Genomic DNA, 23,013 nt, shown 5'->3' with positions numbered 1-23,013 from the left:
ATAATTCTCTTTTAGAACCCGACCTTTACTCTGCCTTTAATTTCAATTGAGATAATGCTTGGCTTGCCGAAACAAACTCATACTTTATCTTATCATCATCTTTAACTTTCTGGACGCCTTCCAGAAGAATTTTATCATGTTCGGAAACTCCATTCGATACGATATATAAATCAGGAAGCTCCCCGCCTATTTCGATGTTTCTGGATTTTACAACACCATTCTTATCAACTACAAATACATACTTTCTGTCTTGCAGTTCATACGTAGCCTTTTGTGGAATTATGAGTGCATTTTTTAAAGGAACTGTCATTTGCACTTTACCCGTCTGCCCGTTTTTTAACAAATGATCGTGGTTTAAAAATTTCGCCCTAAACGCTATATTCCCTGTTTCATTATCAAACTCCCCTTCTATCACCTCTATATCTCCTTTATTTTTAAAAGTTTGATTATTTGCCAGTATCAACGATACTTTAGGATTTGCGCGTCCGGCAACATTAGTTTGATACTCCAGGTATTCAGGTTCCGAAACATTAAAATAAACCTGCATTTGATTATTATCAGACAAACTGGTTAACAATTCGCCTTCTTCAACCAGACTCCCTAAACGAAGTGGAATCCTATCAATCACCCCATCAAATGGAGCTCTGATTTCGGTAAATGATAAATGTAGTTTAGCAATTGACATTTCCGCGTTCGCCTGATCGTATTTGGCTTTTGCCATAGCCACTTCGTTAGGAGAAACTATATTCTTTTCCGCTAAAGATTTTGCATTCTGGTATTCAATATTGGCAATCTTAGCCTCGGCTTCGGCCTTTTGATATTCAGCCTCGTACATTTTCGGCATAATACGGAACAATAACTGTCCGGCTTTTACGTATTGCCCCTCATCCACATACATGTTCTGTAAATATCCCTTTTCCTGAGCCCTTATCTCAATATTTTTCAGGGATTTAATCTGAGAAACGTATTCTTTATTATAGGAAGTATCCGTCCTGAAAGGCTCAGTAACAGTATATTTCTCTTCAACTTCTTTTCCTTTATTTTCTGATGTACAGCTAGCATAAACCAGCAACGTACCCAAAGTTATAAGCACCAGGCCTCTTTTCATTTCTAAAATCAAAAAAATGACAACAATCGATTATATCTAACAAAAGTTTGAGAGTAGTCTTATAAACTAATTTATATGTACTCTCTTTCCAGGAAGACAGTATTTAGAATACTGTACTTTCCATTTCAGATAAAATCAAATTCTGAGAACCCTATGGGTAATATACTTTGGATTAGCGGTAAGATTAAGATGAATTCTATTGGGCAATCCTTCTGTCTCTTCGTCATTGTCGAGAAGATTATAGAATGCAGATAAACTTGCTAAAAGCCCTAAAGACAAAAATGTATATTCCTGCTCGAAGTGGAAATTAACATCATAATCTTCTATAAAAAGAAGATCTTCTGATTGTTTAATATCTCCTGCTTTGGAAATAGAAGGCAATACTTTTTCTGTTTTTAATGAAGCACCAATAATTTGTATCGTCCTTTTAATAGTATGATTGCCCTTAAATAAAATAAGGAAAAACAAACCTAAAAAGCTGACAAATAATATTCGTCTCATATTTTACCAAAAATAATATCGGCTGTTAAATAGCGAGCAATTTTAACACTTTTTAACCGTATCCCGAAATTATTTAAATATTTAACAAACTTCAAAGAAAATCTCTAAAAATTTAGCAACTCAACCTCGCCTAAATTGAAAGAATCAGTCAATCAACGAATTACAAAAACACCTCATATTACAATGCTAATAAACTTCCGGTCCAACAAACTGAAATAGCCATATACAATCTGCTCTCGTTAAAAATTGAGCTGATTTTTCCAAAAAGAAGAAGGCACTTAACTCTATAGAACACTTTGTCAGCGATAATTTTACCGACTAAAGAACGTACTGTTACTTACAACGCATTGCCTGTTTGATCAACTAGTCCTTACTTCTATTTCCACATAGCTGCTTGTAGTTAATATCGTACCTGATTTTTCATAAATCCAAGTGTTATCCATAGAAAATCCAATTTGAGTCCATGTTTTACATGTAAAACATGGACTTTATATAGTTTAATATTAAATAAATATTTATAAAAAAGAGAACCAGTTAAATATCAGAAGCGCCTTGCTCGGGGGAAAGATCTAAACAAACGAAGAAGAGACTGTTGTGGATAAAATAAAACTTGGCCAAAATAAGAAAGGTATTTCATAAGAAGGAATATTCAAACGATGTACATATTGATAACATTTCTTATAAGAATTGTCGTTCTCTTTTAAGAACACGGTATCTTTTAAATATGTATCTATGTAGAATATCTCAACGAAGGTAAATCTGGAGCATCAAACAGATAACCTCCACTCTGGAAATAAAAAAACTGATTAGTCAATAAACCAATCAGTTTTACTCTAGTTAAAGAATTTATATGAATTCCTATTTTGTGTTTTTTGTTTCCTGTACTGCTAATCTGATAGATTGAGAAAGGTTTTTCACATCTTGAAGTCCTTTTCTTAAACGAGTACCAGCCGCACTGTTACCCTTTTGATAAAACTTTTCTGCGTCAGCCTCTAAACCAGAAATTAGATCTTTTAATTGATTGAATTTTTCTTTTGCCATTGTTGATACTCCTTTAGTTTTTTGGTTAGTAATATTAATGTTTACTCTTTACTAATGTATAATGTTTTTTTCTAAAAAAAAACATTTAAAACACTATTTACTAAGTAGATAGCATTATTTTATCAACATTCTACCCTATTTCAACATTTTTCACCCAAAAAGTAGATAAAAAAAGACCGATTGTTCGAATCGGTCTTCTCTTTATTTATGCTTCTACAAACTTATGCGTTTGATAATAGCCTGATTTTAGTTTCTCAGCAACTTCGCTGTAAGCGTCCAACGTTCGCTGAACGTCTTCTAGAGTGTGCATTGCGGTTGGAATCAATCTTAACATAATTAATCCTTTAGGAATGACTGGATACACAACTATTGAGCAGAAAATACCATAGTTTTCCCTTAAGTCGTATGTTAAGGCTGTTGCTTCTTGCAATTCTCCTTTCAGGAACACAGGAGTTACAACCGAGTTTGTATTTCCAATATCAAATCCTCTTTCTCTTAGACCATTCTGTAAAGCCTTAGCAACCGTCCAAAGTTTCTCTCTTAGCTCTGGTCTGGTTCTCAATAATTCTAAACGCTTGATTAAACCCATAACCATTGGCATAGGTAAAGCTTTAGCATAAGTTTGAGAGCGCATATTGTAACGTAAAAAAGTTACGATATCAGTATTTGAAGCAACAAATGCACCAATACCTGCCATAGATTTTGCGAAGGTACCAAAATACACATCTATACCATCCATACACTCTTGCTCTTCGTGAGCGCCGGCTCCGGTTTTACCCAAAGTACCAAAACCATGTGCATCGTCGATTAGCAACCTGAAATTGAATTCGGATTTTAGCTTTACTATTTCTTTTAGTTTACCCTGCGCCCCAGACATTCCGAACACACCTTCTGTGATAACTAATATACCACCTCCGGTTTGCTCTGCCAATTTGGTTGCTCTTTCTAATTGTTTACGCAAGCTATCCATATCGTTATGTGTGTACACATAACGCTTTCCCATATATAAACGAACCCCGTCTATAATACATGCATGTGACTCTGCATCATACACTATAACGTCGTTTCTATCAACTAACGAATCGATGATAGAAACCATTCCTTGATAACCATAGTTAAGCAAAAAAGCATCTTCGAAGCCAGTAAATTCCGCTAACGATTGCTCCAATTGCTCATGATATTTTGAATTACCAGACATCATTCTGGCTCCCATCGGATAAGCCATCCCAAATTCTTCTGCTGCTTTAGCATCTGCTTCTCTTACCTCCGGGTGATTTGCCAATCCCAGGTAATTATTCAAACTCCATACTAAATGTTTTTTACCATTAAAGTACATGTGCGGAGCAATTTCTCCCTCCAATTTTGGAAAAGAAAAATAACCATGAGACCACTTTTGATGTTGACCTATCGGCCCCATGTGCTTTGCTATCTTATCAAAAATATCCAACTTATTATCTATTTGTTAGTTTAAAATTAAAATACACGCAAATTTAATCGAACTAATTTGATTAACAAATCTGTAGAAGTAACTATTGTATTAATTGCTTTTATATGAGAAAAGTCTATATAAAAACGAAAGCCATTCTGATTGAATGGCTTTCGTAGGTTAATCGTTAATCTACATTGTCATGTAAGAACGAATTATTCGGTCTGATTTCGGTCTGACCATCTTCATTACTTAATGTAAATCTTGAAACTTGTGATTCTGAAGAATGAGGAACTTCTTTAAGTTGCATTTGCTTTCTTTTGTATGCAGGCTCGTTTTCAAGTTCCTGTAAACCTGTAGTCGAACGTAATTTCATACTCAAATCTTTCAAACGCAAAATCCTCTCTTTTGATTTTCTCAATTGCTCTTCGATTGAATCATCTGTTTTATGTTCATCAACTCCGTAAGTTGAATGCTGAGAAACTGTCTCTGGCACTCTTTGAGATACAGGAGCTTGCTCATATTGATTCTGTTGATAAGAATTATTGATTGGGTTAGAAGTATCAGTACGAGGCAAATCAAAACTGATTGGTTCTGCTACCTTAACACTAAATTCTATACCTCCCTGCTCTCTTACTTCTTGTTGAATTTCTGGTTCATCCTCTATCAATTGATGTCTGATAGTAACTTCTTGTTCTTTTTTTGTTTCCGGAATAGGAATTCCTCCAAAAAGATCGCTTTGAGAAGCAGTCGTAGGCGCTGGTGTTTCAACAACTATCGGTTGAACAGGAGTTTGAAATATCGGCGTGTTCTCTGCAACTTTATTCGTAAATTCGTTAACTGGGCGAATTAAAGGAGTATCCGATGTTAAGAATTGCTTTTTTGGCGCATTCTCTTCAATTGCTACTCTTTCTTCTTTAGTCTGAAATCCAGTGGCTATAATAGTTACCGAAACTTTGTCGCCTAAAGAAGCATCGTAACAGTTACCCCAGATCAAATCTGCAGATAATCCCGCCTGATCCTGAATGAAATCAGTAATTACACTTACTTCATCCATGGTTACCTCTTTCTCTCCGGAGGAGATATTTAATAAAATATATCTTGCACCTTCTATTTCGTTGTCCTTTAATAACGGAGAAAGCAATGCGCCCTCTACAGCTCTTAAAGCTCTATTTTCACCTTCAGCTGCATAGCTACCCATAATTGCTACGCCGCTTTCTTTCATTACTGTTCTAACATCTTTAAAATCGACGTTTATATAACCCGGAACGGTAATAATTTCAGCGATACCTTTTGCCGCAGTTGTCAAAATATCATCTGCCTGTGCAAAAGCGGAACCTAAAGTGAGGTTTCCAAAAATCTCTCTTAATCTGTCATTGGAAATTACCAGATAAGAATCTACATATTTTTTTAACTCTTCCAGACCTTCTTCGGCTTGCATTCTTCTGCGTTTACCTTCAAAAGAAAATGGCGTTGTTACGATTGCAACTGTTAAAATATCTAATTCTTTGGCCGCTTTAGCGATAATAGGACTTGCTCCTGTACCGGTACCACCTCCCATTCCTGCTGTGATAAACAACATCTTGGTGTTAGCACCTAACATTTCTTTAACGTCTTCGATATTTTCGATAGCTGAGTTTTTCCCAACTTCTGGAATAGACCCGGCTCCCATACCTTCTGTTAGAGATGCTCCCAGTTGTACTTTGTTTGGAATAGGACTTAGCTCTAAGGCCTGGGCATCGGTATTACAGATAATGAAGTCAACACCCATAATTCCTTGCCTATACATGTGGTTTACAGCATTGCCACCACCACCACCAACACCAACAACCTTAATTATTGATGATTTTTCTTTTAACATTTCAAACTGCATATCCTTAATTATCAGCTTTTAATCGATTCCAAAAAATTAAATTCTTACTCTTGTAATATTAGCTATTTTTCCACATAAGTTTTCCACAGATGTTAATAATGTGGAAAACTTTTTCGTTGTGGAAAACTATCTTAAAAAATCCTGATCGCTAATATCATCTTTAATAAATTTCTTCGTTCCCTCAAGCAAAGAAGCGAATAAACCACGGTTCTTTTTAGCCGCTTCCTGTGGTGCTGGGGTCACTTTTCTTTCGTAATCGTTGTGTTGTATTTCGCTCTCGATTTTATCGATACCTTTTATTAACAAACCTATACCGGTAGCAAACATCGGGCTTTTTAAATCCTCATAAATATTCTTCGGAAGCGTTTCATTTTTCGCCAGATGTTCGTTTGGATAACCAACTCTGCAATCCAGACCTGTCACGTATTCTACCAATTGTGATAAGTGTTTTAATTGTGCACCACCACCTGTTATAACGATTCCTCCGATTAATTTTTTCTCGTAACCTGAAGATTTAATCTCGTAGTAAACGTGATCTATAATTTCTTCCATACGGGCCTGTATCACATAAGCCAAATTCTTCACTGAAATTTCTTTTGGCTCTCTTCCTCTTAATCCCGGAACGCAGATTATCTCGTTCTCTTTATTTTCCTCTGCTAATGCAGAACCGAATTTCAGTTTTAATAATTCAGCCTGGTTTCTCATTACCGAGCATCCTTCTCTGATATCTTCTGTAATGCTATTTCCTCCGAAAGGAATAACTGCTGTATGTCTGATGATGCCTTCGTGGAAAATAGCCACATCTGTTGTACCACCACCAATATCAACCAAAACCACACCCGCTTCTTTCTCTTCTTCACTTAGCACAGACTCAGAAGAAGCTAATGGCTCTAATATCAAATCCTGTATTTCCAGATCAGCCTGATCTACGCATTTCATGATATTCCTTACGGCAGTAACCTGTCCGGTGATAATATGGAAATTTGCTTCCAGACGTACACCTGCCATACCAACCGGATCTTTAATTCCCGGTTCGTTATCAACTGTAAATTCCTGAGGTAATACATGAATGATTTCCTCTCCGGGATTCATAGCCAGTTTGAACATATCGTCGATTAAACGATCGATATCTCTCTTAGAAATTTCTGTAGAAAGATCTTTTCGTGTTAAAATACCTCTGTGCTGCAAACTTTTTATATGCTGTCCGGCAATACCGACATTTACAATTTTAATATCAACGTTAGATTGTGTACTTCCCTCTTCCACAGACTGAACGATTGCGCGTACAGTCTTTGCTATATTAGACACAACTCCACGAGTTACCCCGGCAGATTCTGCCCGACCAACTCCCAACACCTCTATTTTACCATGTTCGGTCCTTCTACCTACAATGACACAAATTTTAGTTGTACCGATGTCGAGACCTACCACAATAGGTGAAGCTTTTGATTGCTTTGTAATGCCTTTTTCCATATTATATCACTTTACTAAATGTTCTTCTTTTTTTGTTCTTCCTGTCTAATACTGTCTTTAACCCGCATCTCTTCTTCTTTGATCCTCATGATCGTAGAATCGCTTTTTACACACACTACCTGCCCAGTAAATTTAAGATTGATGGTTGAATAAGCATCCCATCCAACAAAAGGGATTGCCTTTTTATAGAAAACCATTAATCTTCTAAACTTATCTTTTAAATCACTTGCATCCCCAAGGATGATAGTATGTTTTCCAACTCTTGGTATTAGTTCAATATCTTTCTTTTCATTTACGTAGAACTGGACAAATAAATTGTTCCAGGTTGTATCTTTCGACACAAAATCTGCCAACTGATACAGATCCTTAACCAGTTGCGTCCTTACGGTATCAACCTCTCCGGAAAACCCCTCTTTTATATCTCCATTTACAGCAATTACATTTGCAGTAAAACGGCTTGATATAGGAATTTTAAATCCTTTCTGATCGACGTAATAACTCTGACCAGCTATATTAAATACTCTCAGAATAGGTGTCCTCTGAACAATTTCAGCCTGAACGGTACCATTCATATCGGCAAAAACATTTGCATATTCTACAAATGGGTTTGCCCTCAACCTATCCTCTAACCTCTGCAGATCTATGTTGTCCAGCCTTCTGCCAACCAACAATCCGTTCTTAGAAGCAAGTATCTGATCGACCTCTGCCCTTTCCAGAAAAAACTGATTTCCGGGCAAAATTACTTTAACTTCTTTACAAGTTGTAGCACTTTTTTTGACATTTATAAAACTCATTAACACAATTAGCCCACTTAGGCTAATCAGCCATAAAAAAACAAACAGAACTCTTTTCCATTTTATTCTTTTAAGCATTGTCGTATATCTCTTTAATCGGTTTTATTAATGTATCTATATCCCCCGCCCCCACAGTAACTAATAGCTCTGGCTCAGAGTTTTTAATAAATTTCAACACTTCGTCTTTTGTTAACAGTTTTTTATTTTCCAATGTGATTTTGTCTAATAAAAACTGACTATTAATTCCCTCTATTGGCAATTCTCTCGCCGGATAAATTTCCAGTAATATCAATTCATCTACCGAGCTCAGCACCTCGGCGAAGCCATCTATAAAATCTCTTGTCCTGGTAAACAGATGCGGTTGAAAAATTGCCGTAAATTTCCGGGTTGGGTACAGTGTTCTCACTGCCCTAAAACATGCCCTCAATTCCTCGGGGTGATGCGCGTAATCATCAATATATACGAATGCATCTGTTTTAACAATATATTCGAACCTTCTTTTTACTCCTTTAAAAGATTTCAACCCACTTTTGATATCCTGTTGCGAAATCCCCATTTTTAGTGCTACCTGAATTGCGGCTACAGCATTTTCGATATTATGCTGCCCTGGAAGCCCCAGCACTAAATCTTTCATTTCTATTTCGTCATTAGAGAAATCAAATCGGAATTCTCCGTCTTCCACCCTGATATTTACTGCTTTTGCATCCGCATCCTGTTCAATAGCATAGGTAGAAACAGATTGCTTTACGTCCAGACCTTTACGCAGAAAAACAGTACCTCCAGAGTCTACTTGAGAAGCAAAAAGCTCGAAAGATTCTGTCAGATGCGATTTATCCCCATAAATATCCAGATGATCGGCATCCATAGATGTGATCACAGCGATATTCGGATGTAATGTTAAAAAAGACCTGTCGTACTCATCAGCTTCCACCACCATCACTTCGTTTTCACCAATAATCAGGTTGGTATAATAGTTAACCGAAATTCCACCTAGAAACGCAGAACACTGATTACCTCCATGACGCAACAAATGGGTAATTAAACAGCTTGTAGTTGTTTTCCCATGAGTTCCGGCAACTGCAATTGTAAACATTCCTCTGGACAGCAAACCTAAAATTTGCGATCTTTTATATACATCGAAACCTGCATCTGCAAAGTAGTTGTAAACTACACTGTTCTTTGGTACTGCAGGTGTATAGATTACCAAACCAGAAGAATCTTTGATACGAAATTCAGCAGGGATTGCTTCCAATTCATCTTTGTAAGAAACTGGTATCCCCTCCGATTCCAACGCTCTGGTTAATACTGTGGAGGTTTTATCATATCCTGCAACCTGACAGCCTCTCTTTTGAAAATAGCGAGCAAGGCTACTCATGCTGATACCCCCGATACCAACCAAATAAACTCTCTTTATATCTTCCAGATTAACCATTTCTTGCTATTGATAAAACTTCTTTTGCTATTATTTCATCTGCATTTGGTAAACCCAATGCAGCTATATTTTCAGACAATGCCTTCATTTCGACATCGTCTTTTAATAATTTTATTGTCTGGTCTACTAATTCTGCCTCGGCATGTCTGTCGGCCACTAAAACAGCTGCTCTTACATTTACCAAAGCCATCGCGTTTTTTGTTTGGTGGTCTTCCGCCACATTTGGAGAAGGCACCAGAATCACCGGTTTCTTTACCAAGCAAAGTTCGGAGATTGTTCCCGCCCCTGCTCTCGACACGATCAGATCCGCTGCCGCATAAGCCAGATCCATTCTGTTTAAGAATTCCAGAATCCGGATTCCGCTATCTTTAGGCTGGTTTCCAAACCTGTCGATAATGGTTCTGTAATAGAACTTGCCCGTTTGCCAAATTACCTGGATATCTTCGTTTCTGAAGCTTTCGATTCCGGAAGTCATACTATCGTTAAGCGTACGGGCTCCTAAACTCCCACCTATAACTAAAACTGTCTTTTTTTCCGGATCCAATTCAAAAAAGCGAATAGCTTCTTCTCTTTTCCCCTCTATATTTATTGTATCTTTTCTTACCGGATTTCCTGTTTTGATAATCTTACTGGCTGTAAAAAAAGCATCCATATTATCAAAAGCTACGCAGATCCTTTTCGCAGATTTTCCTAAAAATTTGTTAGTTACACCTGCAAAGGAATTTTGCTCCTGTATCAGTATAGGCAGCCTTTTTAAAGAAGCCGCGTACAATAAAGGTCCCGAAGCGTAGCCTCCAACACCAACTACAACATCTGGTTTAAACTTTTTGATGATGCTAAGCGCTTTCAATACACTCTTTACAATCTTTATTGGCAGGAGAATATTCTTTAAAAGATTACTCCGCTGAAATCCCTGAATATCCAAACCAACTATCTCGTACCCCGCTGCAGGCACTTTCTCCATTTCCATTTTACCGTTTGCACCTACAAACAATATTTCTGTATTGGAATCTATAGATTTTAAAGCATTGGCTATAGCAATAGCAGGGAAGATATGTCCTCCTGTTCCACCGCCGCTTATGATTACTCTTTTTGCCATGCCCTATTTTTTTGTTAGTTCTTAGTTTTACTTTTTATCTCTTATTTCTTCTTTTCGTTTCATTTCTCAAATCTCATATCTCAAGTCTCACATCTATCTTTCTCTCAAATTAACCTTTCAATACGCCATACTCAAATCTCAATACTCCTTATCCCATCGCGGGAATTTCACCTACTATAATTTTATCGCTTTGATTAGCACTGTTGTTTTGCTGCAATTTATAATCCTCTACATCTTTACTTACAGAAAGTATAATTCCAAAAGCCACACTTGTAAATAAAATGGATGTTCCCCCCATACTTACCAAAGGTAATGGCACACCGGTTACCGGAAAAAGGTTTACCGCAACGGCCATATTTGCAAAGGCCTGAATGGTTAAACTAAAGCCTAATCCGGCTGCTAATAACGCACCAAATGCCTTGGGCGCCTGTGTAACTATTCGTATAATCCTATACATCAATAAAAGATAAAGCGCTACGATTATAATACCTCCGAACATGCCATATTCCTCTATGATAATTGCAAAAATGAAATCTGAATATGGATGTGGCAGAAAGTTTCTTTGCGTACTGTTACCTGGTCCCTTTCCAAAGAATCCACCTGTTGCTACTGCAATCTTAGCCTGGTCTTGTTGGAAAGTTTTATCGGAATGCTGCATTTCAGGATGGAAATACGCATTTATACGTGATTTATATGTTTCTCTCCGTGGGCCAAAAAAGACTAGAATTAAAAGTAACAAAGCGCCACCGAAACATACAATGGCGATTTGTCTAAAACTAATCCTACCTATTAATAATATCAATATACTTACCCCAAACAGCATAAGGGCAGTGGATAAGTTTGCTAAACCTATTAAAATAAAAACCAAACAAACGGAACCCATAATTGGAAGAAAGGCCTTTTTTACATCCTTAATGTTTTCCTGTTTTTTGGTGAGCGTTCTGGCTAAAAATGTAATGAGCGAGAGCTTTGCCAAATCAGAAGTCTGGAAGGTTAAACCTGTACCTGGAATAGAAATCCACCTGCTTGCGTCATTTAAATTACTACCAAAAGCCAATGTATATACCAGTAAAGGAATTGTAATAATCATTAAGACTTTAGATATTCCCGCATAATACCTGTAATCCAATAGATGGGCAAAATATATCAACACGAAACCGATAACGATAAACAATAAATGTTTAAACATTAATGATTCCGACCCTACACCTCTTTTATAAGCCAAAGTACCTGTTGCACTATAAACCGCTAAAACAGAAATAGAAGAAAGCAGAATGATGATCAGCCAGATCCATCTGTCTCCTTTAGTGTGATTTAATATGTCCTTAATCATATTGGTAAACATTTTTAATGCTACAATTCTCTAACTGCTGCTTTAAACTGATCTCCTCTGTCTTCGTAATTCTTAAACAAATCAAAACTGGCACATGCAGGAGACAACAACACTGTTGATCCCTTCTTCGCTAAATGATAAGCTACCTCTACTGCTTCCGCAGCAGACTTTGTATTTACTATAATTTCAACATCATCTTCGAAAGCATCGTGAATCGCTTTATTATCTAAACCCAGACATACTATAGAAGACACCTTTTCTTTTACCAGATTCCTCAACATCGAGTAATCGTTCCCCTTATCAACTCCACCAAGTATCAATACGACATCAGAGCTCATACTTTCCAGCGCATACCACGTGGAATTTACGTTGGTTGCTTTTGAATCATTGATGAAAGTGATTCCTGAAATCTTAGCCACAAACTCCAAACGATGAGCCACGTTTTTAAAATCTCCCATACTTTCCCGCACAGTCTCGTTTCTTAGCTCTAAAATTTTCGCTGAAATTCCCGATGCCATAGAGTTGTAAACATTGTGACTGCCTTGTAAAGCAAGTTCTTGAATAGTCATAGTTAAGGGTTCTGTGTTGTTTAAGTTGAAGTATATAGTATCGTTTTCTAAGAATGCACCATTTTCTACTTTATTTGTTATTGAAAATGGGTGTCTCTCTGCATTTATCTGATGTCTATCCAGCGCAGCTATCGTTTCAGGATCATCTGCACAATAAATAAAATGATCCTGCGATGTCTGGTTTTGTATTATCCTGAACTTAGAATCAACATAATTTTTCATTTCGTAATTATATCGATCTAAGTGATCTGGCGTGATATTTAATAAAACCGCAATATCTGCTTTGAAATCATACATATTGTCGAGCATAAAACTACTAAGCTCCAATACATAATAATCAAAGTTCTCTTCAGCCACCTGCTTTGCAAAACTGTAACCTATATTTCCGGCTAAACCGACATTTAAACCCGCTTTCTTTAGAATATGGTAAGTCAGCAAAGTAGTAGTTGTCTTTCCGTTCGAGCCAGTTATACAAATTGTTTTCGCTTTGTTATATCGTCCGGCAAATTCAATTTCTGAAAGAATTGGAATTTGCTTTTCTTTTATTTTTTTAATTATTGGCGCTTTGTCTGGAATACCGGGGCTTTTTATAATCTCACCTGCATTTAATATAAGTTCTTCAGTATGCTTATTCTCTTCAAAAGCAATTCCCTTCTCCTCCAGTTCTTCCTTATACTTATCTGCAATAGCGCCAAAATCGGACACGAAGACATCAAAGCCATTCTTTTGCGCTAAGATGGCGGCACCTACCCCACTTTCTCCCGATCCTAATATTACTATTCTTGCCTTCTTCTCCATGACTATCTAATTTTCAGAGTTACTATAGTGATAATGGCCAATAATATTCCAACAATCCAAAAACGCGTTACAATTTTAGCTTCGTGATATCCCTTTTTTTGAAAATGATGATGTAATGGCGACATCAGGAATACCCTCCTGCCTTCACCATATTTTCTTTTCGTGTATTTGAACCAGCTTACCTGAATAATTACAGATAAATTCTCTACCAGAAACACCCCACACAATACCGGAATCAGCAACTCTTTACGAATCATAATCGCAAATACTGCAATGATTCCCCCAATGGTTAAACTTCCTGTATCGCCCATAAAAACCTGTGCAGGAAAGGTATTGTACCAAAGAAAACCAATACATGCCCCCACAAAGGCTGAGGCAAAAATTACCAGCTCACCAGAATTTGGTATATAAAGTATCTTTAGATAATCGGCTATGATGGTATTACCTGAAACATAGGCCAACAACATCAGTGCTATCCCTATAATCGCGGAGGTACCTGTTGCCAAGCCATCAATTCCGTCGGTAATATTGGCTCCGTTAGAAACGGCTGTTATAATGATAATCACAAACAACAGGAAGACCAGAAGTGCGTAGTCCTGATAGTTGCCTCCAAAAATCTTAAGCACTTTGGCATAATCGAACTCGTTGTTTTTATAAAAAGGCACATTTGTAGTGGTACTTTTTACGTCTTTAGCATAGTAAACACCCGTTGCCTTCTCTACTCTTATCAATCTTTCGCCTTCTTTGTTGACTATAATTTCTTCGCTAAGTCCTTTTATAGGAGCATGCGGTTTAACTGAAACCGGCAGTGGACCGGTAACAGTTTGTCTAACTAAAATTTGTGGATGGAAATACATGGTCCAACCAACTATCAGTGCTAAACCAACCTGACCTACGATTTTAAACCTGCCGGCCAGTCCTTCCTTATTTTTTCTAAAAACCTTTATATAATCATCCAAAAATCCAATTGCACCCATCCAAACGGTTGTGATTAGCATTAAAATGATATATATATTTTCCAGCTTGGCAAATAAAAGTACCGGAATCAATATACCTGCAATGATGATTAAACCACCCATTGTTGGGGTACCCTGTTTTTGAATCTGACCTTCTAAACCTAAATTTCGTACTGTTTCACCAACCTGTTTGTATCGTAAATAAGCTATAAGCCTGCTACCAAAAACAGTAGTGATGATTAAGGACAAAATAATAGCCATCCCCGCTCTAAAAGAGATAAACTGAAATATCCCTGCACCGGGAAAATCAAAATGTTTATCTAAAAAGTTAAATAGGTAGTATAGCATTAGGCCAATAAATTAAATTGTTCAGTTAATATTTGTTTATCATCAAAATCAGTCCTTACCCCGTTTATCTCCTGATACTTTTCGTGTCCTTTGCCGGCTAACAATATAATATCTCCTGGTTTAGCCAGATGACATGCTGCTTTAATCGCCTCTCTTCTATCCAAAATCGTTAATACCTTTTTTTGATTTACCGCCGATACACCAGCCAACATATCGTTTAAGATATCTTCAGGTTTTTCGGTCCTTGGATTATCAGATGTCAAAATCACTTTATGGCTCCAATCACAGGCAGTTTGAGCCATAATCGGACGCTTTTCCCTATCTCTATCTCCTCCACATCCCACAACAGTAATAATAGATTCTGTTCCCGAGCTGATATTTTCTATTGTAGAAAGAATATTCCTCAACGCATCTGGCGTATGGGCATAATCCACTATGCCTATTACTTTGTTAGGAGCAATAATATAATCGAATCTTCCTTCTGCTCCAGTAAGCATACTCAGGACAGTAAGAACTTTAGTCCTATCCTGTTCGAGCAACAAAGCTGTTCCGTAAACCGCCAGCAGGTTATAGGCATTGAAAGAACCAACCAGTCTGAAATAAACCTCCATTCCGTCGATATCCAAATGCAATCCGGAAAAAAGGTTTTCTATAATTTTAGCTTTAAAATCCGCTACAGCATTTAAGGCGTACGTTTTTTTATGTGCCCTGGTATTCTGCAACATCACATTGCCGTTTCTATCATCTACATTCGTTAAAGCAAAAGCTTTACTGGTTAGATTATCAAAGAATCCTTTTTTTGCTTTGATGTAGTTATCAAAAGTCTTATGAAAATCTAAATGGTCGTGGGTTATATTGGTAAAAACACCACCAGCGAACTCAAGACCGTCTATTCTATGCTGTACTACTGAATGAGAACTTACTTCCATGAAGCAATATTCACATCCGGCATCAACCATTCTGTTAAGCAACTGATTTAATGCGATTTGATCTGGTGTTGTATGTGTTGCCGGAACTACCAGATCATTAATGTAATTTTCTACGGTTGATACTAAACCTACATTATAGCCCAACTTTTTAAATAACTTGTATAAAAGCGTACAAACCGTTGTCTTTCCGTTTGTACCTGTTACTCCTACTAATTTTAATTTAGAGGATGGATTATGATAGAAGTTTGAAGCAACAACTCCCAATGCCGTTGCAGAATTCGCTACTTTTATATAAGTAACTCCTTCTGCAATAACCTCAGGCAGCGTCTCGACGATCGCCGCTTTTGCCCCATTTTCTGTTACGTCTTTTACAAAATCGTGGCCATCGGAACGAGTTCCTTTTATAGCCACAAACAAAGTTCCTTCCGAAACTTTCCTGGAATCAAACTGTAATTGGGAAATCTCAATTTCGGTAGATCCTACTACTTGCTCTATGGCAACTCCATATAATATGTCTTTTAATACTGCCATTACCGTAATTCTATTGTGATTTTAGTCCCTTTCATTACTTTTGCACCAACTGGTATAGATTGCTGATACACCTCTCCAGCGCCCTTAACTATTGGATTAAGCCCCACATTACCCAAAACATATATTGCATCTCTTAACCCCATACCTGTTACATCCGGAACGACACCGCTATTGGAACGTATTTCCTTATAGGCAACGCCCTGATTGGTATCTACATCCATCTCGTTCGCAGAAGCGAAATAAGATTTTATACCAAATTCTTTATATAGTTGCTGACTTGCTTTTTTATGACCCGATTTTACAGACGGCATCCTTGTATTACCTATTACTTTAGGCTCCTTCACATCTGCATACATCTGTAAATCGCTAGCATAGATAACATCCGCCACTTCCCTGAAAACCGGTCCTGCTACCTGCGCTGCATAGTAAGAACCTTTAGTTGGATTCTGAACCACTACAATCATCGAGTATTTTGGTTTTTCTGCAGGGAAATATCCACAGAAAGAAGCTTGATATTTACGCTTTCCTTTATAACCTCTGGAACCATCAGCAACCTGCGCTGTTCCTGTTTTTCCAGCTATTTTATATAAAGGATTCTGAATTATTTTTCCTGTACCTTCTTCAACCACACCTAAAAGCATTTCCTTTAACATCTCTAAAGTTCTGTCGGAACATACTTTTTGATTGATTACACGAGGCTCAAACTGCTCAACAGTATTTCCCAATCTCCTGATCTCCTGAACGAAAAGAGGACTAATCATCTTACCCCCATTTGCAACCGCATTATATAACGATAAAATCTCTATCGGAGTCATTTTCAGCTCGTAGCCATAAGCCATCTGAGGTAATGTTAAACCACTCCACGATTTACTTTTCGGCGTTTTTATCAAAGGAGACCCTTCTCCTGGAATTTGCAAGCCCATCTTTTCCCCCAATCTCAAATCATGCAGCCTGTCTGTAAATCTGGATGGATTATCTTTATAGTGATTATAGATTTGCTTTACAATAGCAACGTTAGACGAAACCTCAAAAGCCTCTTTCATAGTGATTACTCCATAACCACCGTCATGAGAATCCTTAATAGTATGTCTGAATAATTTATATTTTCCTCCTTCGGTATCAATTTTATCTGTAAGACCAAACTTCTTATCATCAATCGCTATCATGTAAGAAGCAAGCTTAAAAGTAGATCCAGGCTCGGCACTTTGTGCAATCGCGTAATTAAAGGTTTCTTTATATTCGCCATCTACCCTGGTATAATTCGCTATAGCTTTAACACGCCCGGTCTCAACTTCCATCACCACCACAGTTCCAAAATCAGCTTCGCTTTTTGTCAATTGCTTTTTTAAAGCATTTTGGGCCAAATCCTGAATATTGATATCTATTGTAGAAATAATATCAGCGCCATCTTTAGGGGCTATTTCGGCATCTTCATTTACCGGCATCCAAACACCACCAGCAATACGCTGCACCAACCTTTTCCCTGTTTCGCCGTTGATATAATCGCCATAAGCCCCCTCTAAACCAACAGATACACTGGAATTCTCATTATAATAACCTATTGTTCTGGCTGCTAAATCTTTAAAAGGAAAGATTCTTTTATTTTTCTGAACTGCTATCAAACCACCTTTATACCTTCCCATATTAAAAATCGGGAATGTTTTCATAGCTTTCAAATCCTGATAGGTCGCCTTTCTTTTTATCAGAAAATAACGCTGCTTCTCTGCCCTGGCATCACGCAATAAACGAGAATAATCTCTTGGACTTTTATCTCCGAAACGCTTGGAAAGATTATAAGCCAAAGAATCAACTTTCTCGTAAAACACCTGGTCATCCTGGATCCCCCCCGCCAGCAAATCCATTCTGATTTCGTATTCAGGAACAGACGTCGCCAATAAACTACCGTCCGCAGAATAAATATTTCCTCTCGCCGCTTCTACTTCAGCATATTTAGTGCTCAAGCTATCCGCCATAGCCTTGTATTTCTCTCCCTGAACAATCTGCACATACCCCATCCTTGTCACCACAAAAATGGCAAACACCACTATAAAGCCAAAAGCCGCATAAACGCGAAGAAGAATATTAGTTCTGATATTCATTTTGACCTACTTTTATTTTTATCGGTGGTTCCGTCGGAACTTTCAATCCCAAAACAGAATCCACTCTTTTAACAACTTCTGTTTGTTTACTCTTAAACATAAGCTCGGCTTTAAGTGTCTTAAAATCCCAGCTCAGCTCTTTTACTTCTTTATTTAATTTATCTATCTTCCTAATATTATTTTCCGCGGTATGCCTGTTCCCTATATACATCATCCCTAAAAAACCCAGAAACAAAACAAAAGGCAAAGCTTCCGTTGCCGCTTCTTTAGACACAACACCTCTGGTAAAGAAAGAAACCAAAGCCGACATGGCAGGACTTTTCTCTTCCTGCTCTTCAACCCGGTTCTCAATCGGAGCTTCCTCCTCTTCCAATGGTATCCTTATCTTATTAGTCATTTTTAACCGCTATTCTCAACCTTGCACTTCTTGACCTATTATTTCGCAACAACTCTTCTTCACTTGCTGTAATTGATTTTTTAGTCAAAACAGTAAAAGGTTTTATTTCATTTCCGTAAAAATCTTTCTCGACCTGTCCAGAAAACTTACCCTTCATCATAAAATTCTTCACCAACCTGTCTTCCAAAGAATGATACGACATCACAACTAATCTCCCTCCCGGCTTTAACACCTCCGCGGCTTGCTCCAAAAACTCCTTCAAAACCTCCATTTCCTGATTCACTTCTATTCTTAAAGCCTGAAAAACCTGCGCCAGGTACTTATTCTCTTTATTTCGAGGAATCAACTTCGCAATCGCGCTTTTCAAATCCTCTATTGTCACAATCTCCTTGTTCAGTCTGGCTGTTACAATAGTTTTCGCCAGCGATCTGGCATTTTGGATCTCTCCATAAATACCGAATATTTTATGTAGCTCTTCTTCCGAATATTCACCTATTACTTTTTTTGCGGTCAATTCCCCGGATTGGTCCATCCGCATATCCAGATCTCCATCGAAGCGAATAGAAAACCCTCTTTCCGGCACATCAAACTGATGAGATGAAACACCCAGATCAGCCAGTATCCCATCCACAGGAGCCAAACCATGTAAACGAAGATTATTTTTCAGATATCTAAAGTTTTGATCAATAAAAACAAACCTGTCATCTGCGATCCGATTCTGTTGCGCATCCACATCCTGATCAAATGCAACCAGAACACCATCCTCACCTAAATGCTTGATAATCTCTCTAGAATGCCCACCACCACCAAAAGTCACATCTACATAAACTCCATCTGGTTTTATATCCAAACCCTCAATGCATTCAGAAAGCATAACCGGCACATGATAAACCTCAGACATCTTCCCTCCTTTTATTACCCATTACTTCTTCCGCCAAACTCGCAAAATTCTCAGGCTCATCATCCATTTGCTCTTCATAAGCTTCTTTTGACCAAAGCTCAATCTTATTAAACTGACAAGACAACACCACTTCAGATCCTATCCCTGCATATTCTAAAAGCGATTTTGGCAACAACACACGTCCTGATGAATCCAAAGACAACTCGGTAGCACCTCTGGTAAAGTACCTAACGAACTTTCTATTCTTTTCCTCATACGGATTTAATTGAGCCAATTCTGCTGTCACTTTATCCCACTCTGCTTTAGAATATACAACCAAATGTTTTTCAAAACCCCTATTCACAACAAGCCCATCTGCATCAATCGCAGGCAATTGCTTCTTAAGCCCAGCAGGAACCATTAACCTCCCTTTGGCATCAAGCTTACAATCAAACTCTCCTATCAGATGAGACATTTTGTAAATACAGTTTTTTGGTTATGTAAAAGTAAATATATCTTCCACTAATTACCACTTTTTACCACAAAAAGTTTTCAACAAGGCGATTTTTTTAAAAAAAAGGCTAAATCCTACAATTTTTCTCTATTCTATACAAATAGAAGAATAGGGAATAATCAGTAAAAACCAGCCTTTATGAACAGGAAATTGTGTTTTTTGAAAAAAGTGGGAATTTTAACCAATAAAATCTCCATTTTTTAAAAAAAGTGGGAGAACTTCCAGTAACACTAATAAAAGATAAAAAACTCTTTTATTTTTTCAGCTTTAAGATTATCTTTGCATTATATAATATATGAGTGTTTTTTCAAAAACTTGCGAATATGCGATGAGAGCTGTTTTCTTTATCGCCTATAAAACTTCGGAGGACAAAAAAGTTGGTATAAAGGAAATTGCCCAGGGAATCAATTCCCCTGAGCACTTTTTAGCAAAAATACTGCAGGATTTAAGTCGCAAAGGTATCGTTCTATCTGCAAAGGGGCCAAATGGCGGTTTCTATATGGATAGCATTACATTAAAGCAACCACTATCTAACATCGTTGAAGCTATAGATGGAGATAAAATATTTGTCGGTTGCGGTTTGGGATTAAATTACTGTTCTGAAAGCAACCCCTGTCCTATTCATCATGAATTTAAAAAAATCAGGAATGATATTATTAAAATGCTTAAAAACACAACTATAGAAGATTTCAACGAGGATTTAATTCTAGGAAACTCTACATTGAAAAAATAAAAAAATTTAAAATAATAAAAGACAAAAAGGTATTAATATATTTTTAAAGCAATGAAAATCCCGATAAGATCACTTTTTATAATTTTTTTGATTGCCCTCCCTTCAATTTGTAGTGCATCCGAAGGCAAAAATTCATTTATTATTCAAATAAGTGTGATGGGGAGTCTGTTTTTCGCACTACTAATTATATTAATGGCTGTGCTACATATCAAAAACAAAGCAGATACCGTAACTAAAAACACTTTAAACAATAATGATGATGATACTTTAAGATTTAAAAAACGTATCAGCAACTTTAATATAGAACAAATTGACACCTATTTAAGCTATAAAAAAGAACCAAAAACAAAACATATAAATAGACTGCTTGGTATCGCAATCTTTGCTTTGCTAAATCTTAGCGCTCAAACTTCCTTTTCTCAGACTCAAAACGGAGATTCCCCCCTTTCCAGCGGAGGAATTATTATTACCATTATACTCATACTTATTCCGGTATTAGCTGGAATAACCATATTGATTATTAAGCTGATTAATGCTTTGGATAAATACAAAAGAAAGCAGGACATCAGCGAAGCGATAAAACTATCTGAATTTTTGGAGAGTAACGAGGATGAAGCAATAGAACAAGAGCTTATTAAACGAAAAAAAGCACTGGATTTCCGTATTCCCGACAATCAACTTTCTGGCAATATACCTGCCGAGGATACCATTGGATTATTAAACGACATTGAACATCAGGCTCCATTGCCTTTGGTTGCCGCAAAGAAGAAAGCGCTGCAAAGGCATCAAATATCTCCGGCTCTAAGCAAACTGATTATTTGGTATATAGGTGCTGCCGCATTTTGGCTATTATTCGGAACTACGATAGGAGAATATCTGGGCATAAAATTTATGGCCCCGGAAGCCGATAGTATTAGCTGGTTGAGTTTTGGCAGATTGAGGCCCGTCCATACAAATGCTGTGTTTTGGGGGTGGGCCTCTTTAGCCATGCTTGGACTCGGGCATTATATAATCCCACGTGTAAGTAATACTCCTATTCACAACATAAAGTTGGGCTGGTGGGCTTTCGCCCTGATTAATATCACGGTCATATCTGGTACTTTATCTCTAATGGCAGGAATAAACAATAGTGGTGGAGAATACAGGGAATATATATGGCCAATTATGCTTCCTTTTGCCATTGCGCTGGTTATAACGGTCATCAATTTTATTAAAACCATAGCCAAAAGAAAAACAAAGGAAATTTATATTTCCAATTGGTATATGATCGCCTCCATCCTGTTTACCATTGTAATTTCACTGGTTGCTTATTTACCTTTTTGGCAACATGGTTTAGGAGAAACCATAGTGCAGGGTTACTATATGCACCAGGGAGTAGGCATGTGGTTTATGTTATTTACGTTAGGTATTGTATATTACTTTTTACCTCAACAACTTAATAAACCAATATATTCTTATAGTCTGGGCATTCTTGCATTTTGGGCACAGATTCTTTTCTATACTTTGATAGGTACTCACCATTTTATATTCAGTTCGATTCCCTGGTGGCTACAAACTACAGCTATTATAGGTAGTATGGGCATGGTTATTCCTGTTGCTGCTGGCACAGCCAACTTCCTGTTAACATTTAATGGTTCCTGGTATAAGATCGGTCAGAGCTATACGCTTCCTTTCTTCCTTGTTGGAATAGTCTTTTACTTCACGGGGTCATTACAAGGAACTGCGGAAGCATTCAGGTACACCAACCTGTTATGGCACTTTACCGATTTTACTGTTGCCCACTCTCACTTAACCATGTACGGCATCATCAGCTTTTTCCTTTGGGCTGCCATTTATGCCTTGATCCCAAGATTGACAGGTAAAGAAGCACCGCAATTAACGGTTGGTATACATTTTTGGTTAGCAATAATTGGTTTATTGATATATACTGTACCCCTAATGTATGGCAGCACTTTAAAAGGCATGTTATGGATGGAAGGAAAGCCATTTATCGAAGGTATAGTATTAATGGCTCCATATTGGCTATGGCGGGCAATCGGCGGAAGTTTGATGTGGTTATCTCACTTGTTTTTCATTTATAACCTATATAAAATGTTATCCGATCACAAATCAATAGATATCAACGAAATGGCAATTAACAGACTTAACAAAACCGTCAATAAGGAGAACGCTATATAAT

At 37.3% G+C, this 23,013-nt stretch carries 19 protein-coding genes; 2 read left to right on the top strand and 17 right to left on the bottom strand.

All coding sequences use genetic code 11. The features are described from left to right. Positions 1 to 25: 25 nt before the first annotated feature. The 17 genes from PEDSA_RS00715 to mraZ all read right to left on the bottom strand — a co-directional run bounded on the left by PEDSA_RS00715 (position 26) and on the right by mraZ (position 20,062). The gene (locus PEDSA_RS00715) at positions 26 to 1,108 is read right to left on the bottom strand and encodes an efflux RND transporter periplasmic adaptor subunit (RefSeq protein ID WP_013631231.1); all 1,083 of its coding nucleotides are present in this window, start codon (positions 1,106 to 1,108) and stop codon (positions 26 to 28) included. A gap of 135 nt (positions 1,109 to 1,243) precedes the next feature. Further along, on the bottom strand, positions 1,244 to 1,609 hold the full coding sequence (locus PEDSA_RS00710; protein ID WP_013631230.1) for a hypothetical protein: 366 nt from the start codon (positions 1,607 to 1,609) through the stop codon (positions 1,244 to 1,246). An 858-nt stretch (positions 1,610 to 2,467) separates the two neighbouring features. Next, positions 2,468 to 2,650 carry a hypothetical protein gene (locus tag PEDSA_RS00705; RefSeq protein ID WP_013631229.1) on the bottom strand — a complete coding sequence of 61 codons (183 nt, stop codon included), beginning with the start codon at positions 2,648 to 2,650 and terminating at the stop codon, positions 2,468 to 2,470. Between the two features lie 205 nt (positions 2,651 to 2,855). Then, the gene (locus PEDSA_RS00700; protein ID WP_013631228.1) at positions 2,856 to 4,097 is read right to left on the bottom strand and encodes an aminotransferase class I/II-fold pyridoxal phosphate-dependent enzyme; all 1,242 of its coding nucleotides are present in this window, start codon (positions 4,095 to 4,097) and stop codon (positions 2,856 to 2,858) included. Between the two features lie 166 nt (positions 4,098 to 4,263). Continuing rightward, positions 4,264 to 5,949: a cell division protein FtsZ gene (gene ftsZ / locus PEDSA_RS00695; RefSeq protein WP_013631227.1), complete on the bottom strand. Its 1,686-nt coding sequence runs from the start codon at positions 5,947 to 5,949 to the stop codon at positions 4,264 to 4,266. A gap of 126 nt (positions 5,950 to 6,075) precedes the next feature. Beyond that, complete coding sequence (gene ftsA, locus PEDSA_RS00690; protein WP_013631226.1) at positions 6,076 to 7,422, bottom strand: cell division protein FtsA; 1,347 nt, start codon at positions 7,420 to 7,422, stop codon at positions 6,076 to 6,078. Positions 7,423 to 7,436: 14 nt separating this feature from the next. Next, entirely contained in the window at positions 7,437 to 8,294 is an 858-nt protein-coding gene (locus tag PEDSA_RS00685; RefSeq protein WP_013631225.1) for a cell division protein FtsQ/DivIB, read from the bottom strand. Then, positions 8,287 to 9,648 (bottom strand): UDP-N-acetylmuramate--L-alanine ligase, encoded by a 1,362-nt coding sequence (murC, locus tag PEDSA_RS00680; protein ID WP_013631224.1) that lies wholly within the window; start codon positions 9,646 to 9,648, stop codon positions 8,287 to 8,289. The genes PEDSA_RS00685 and murC overlap by 8 nt, the downstream gene beginning before the upstream one ends. Next, the gene (murG, locus tag PEDSA_RS00675; protein WP_013631223.1) at positions 9,641 to 10,747 is read right to left on the bottom strand and encodes an undecaprenyldiphospho-muramoylpentapeptide beta-N-acetylglucosaminyltransferase; all 1,107 of its coding nucleotides are present in this window, start codon (positions 10,745 to 10,747) and stop codon (positions 9,641 to 9,643) included. Before murG ends, murC begins: the two co-directional genes overlap by 8 nt. Before the next feature lie 148 nt (positions 10,748 to 10,895). Further along, positions 10,896 to 12,080 (bottom strand): FtsW/RodA/SpoVE family cell cycle protein, encoded by a 1,185-nt coding sequence (locus PEDSA_RS00670; RefSeq protein WP_013631222.1) that lies wholly within the window; start codon positions 12,078 to 12,080, stop codon positions 10,896 to 10,898. Between the two features lie 20 nt (positions 12,081 to 12,100). After that, positions 12,101 to 13,447: a UDP-N-acetylmuramoyl-L-alanine--D-glutamate ligase gene (murD, locus tag PEDSA_RS00665; RefSeq protein ID WP_013631221.1), complete on the bottom strand. Its 1,347-nt coding sequence runs from the start codon at positions 13,445 to 13,447 to the stop codon at positions 12,101 to 12,103. 2 nt (positions 13,448 to 13,449) lie between these two features. Next, complete coding sequence (mraY, locus tag PEDSA_RS00660; protein WP_013631220.1) at positions 13,450 to 14,751, bottom strand: phospho-N-acetylmuramoyl-pentapeptide-transferase; 1,302 nt, start codon at positions 14,749 to 14,751, stop codon at positions 13,450 to 13,452. After that, a complete protein-coding gene (locus PEDSA_RS00655; RefSeq protein ID WP_013631219.1) occupies positions 14,751 to 16,211 on the bottom strand; it encodes a UDP-N-acetylmuramoyl-L-alanyl-D-glutamate--2,6-diaminopimelate ligase in 1,461 nt (486 codons plus the stop codon). The genes mraY and PEDSA_RS00655 overlap by 1 nt, the downstream gene beginning before the upstream one ends. Further along, positions 16,211 to 18,310: a penicillin-binding protein gene (locus PEDSA_RS00650; RefSeq protein ID WP_013631218.1), complete on the bottom strand. Its 2,100-nt coding sequence runs from the start codon at positions 18,308 to 18,310 to the stop codon at positions 16,211 to 16,213. Before PEDSA_RS00650 ends, PEDSA_RS00655 begins: the two co-directional genes overlap by 1 nt. Beyond that, complete coding sequence (locus PEDSA_RS00645) at positions 18,294 to 18,707, bottom strand: FtsL-like putative cell division protein (RefSeq protein ID WP_013631217.1); 414 nt, start codon at positions 18,705 to 18,707, stop codon at positions 18,294 to 18,296. Before PEDSA_RS00645 ends, PEDSA_RS00650 begins: the two co-directional genes overlap by 17 nt. Continuing rightward, positions 18,700 to 19,608, bottom strand: a complete 909-nt coding sequence (rsmH, locus tag PEDSA_RS00640; RefSeq protein WP_013631216.1) for a 16S rRNA (cytosine(1402)-N(4))-methyltransferase RsmH — start codon at positions 19,606 to 19,608, stop codon at positions 18,700 to 18,702. The genes PEDSA_RS00645 and rsmH overlap by 8 nt, the downstream gene beginning before the upstream one ends. After that, positions 19,601 to 20,062, bottom strand: coding sequence for a division/cell wall cluster transcriptional repressor MraZ (mraZ, locus tag PEDSA_RS00635; RefSeq protein WP_013631215.1), 462 nt, complete (start codon positions 20,060 to 20,062; stop codon positions 19,601 to 19,603). The genes rsmH and mraZ overlap by 8 nt, the downstream gene beginning before the upstream one ends. Positions 20,063 to 20,396: 334 nt before the next feature. On the opposite strand from mraZ, the gene PEDSA_RS00630 reads away from it, so the two are divergent. Together PEDSA_RS00630 and PEDSA_RS00625 are read left to right on the top strand one after the other, a co-directional pair. Next, positions 20,397 to 20,834: an RrF2 family transcriptional regulator gene (locus PEDSA_RS00630; protein ID WP_013631214.1), complete on the top strand. Its 438-nt coding sequence runs from the start codon at positions 20,397 to 20,399 to the stop codon at positions 20,832 to 20,834. Between the two features lie 156 nt (positions 20,835 to 20,990). Then, positions 20,991 to 23,012: a cbb3-type cytochrome c oxidase subunit I gene (locus PEDSA_RS00625; protein ID WP_245546795.1), complete on the top strand. Its 2,022-nt coding sequence runs from the start codon at positions 20,991 to 20,993 to the stop codon at positions 23,010 to 23,012. Position 23,013: the final 1 nt, after the last annotated feature.

Origin of the sequence: Pseudopedobacter saltans DSM 12145, assembly GCF_000190735.1 — a bacterium.
GTDB classification, from domain to species: Bacteria; Bacteroidota; Bacteroidia; order Sphingobacteriales; family Sphingobacteriaceae; genus Pseudopedobacter; species Pseudopedobacter saltans.
Note: the sequence above shows the minus strand (reverse complement) of the source record. Positions and strands in the feature narration are given on the sequence as shown.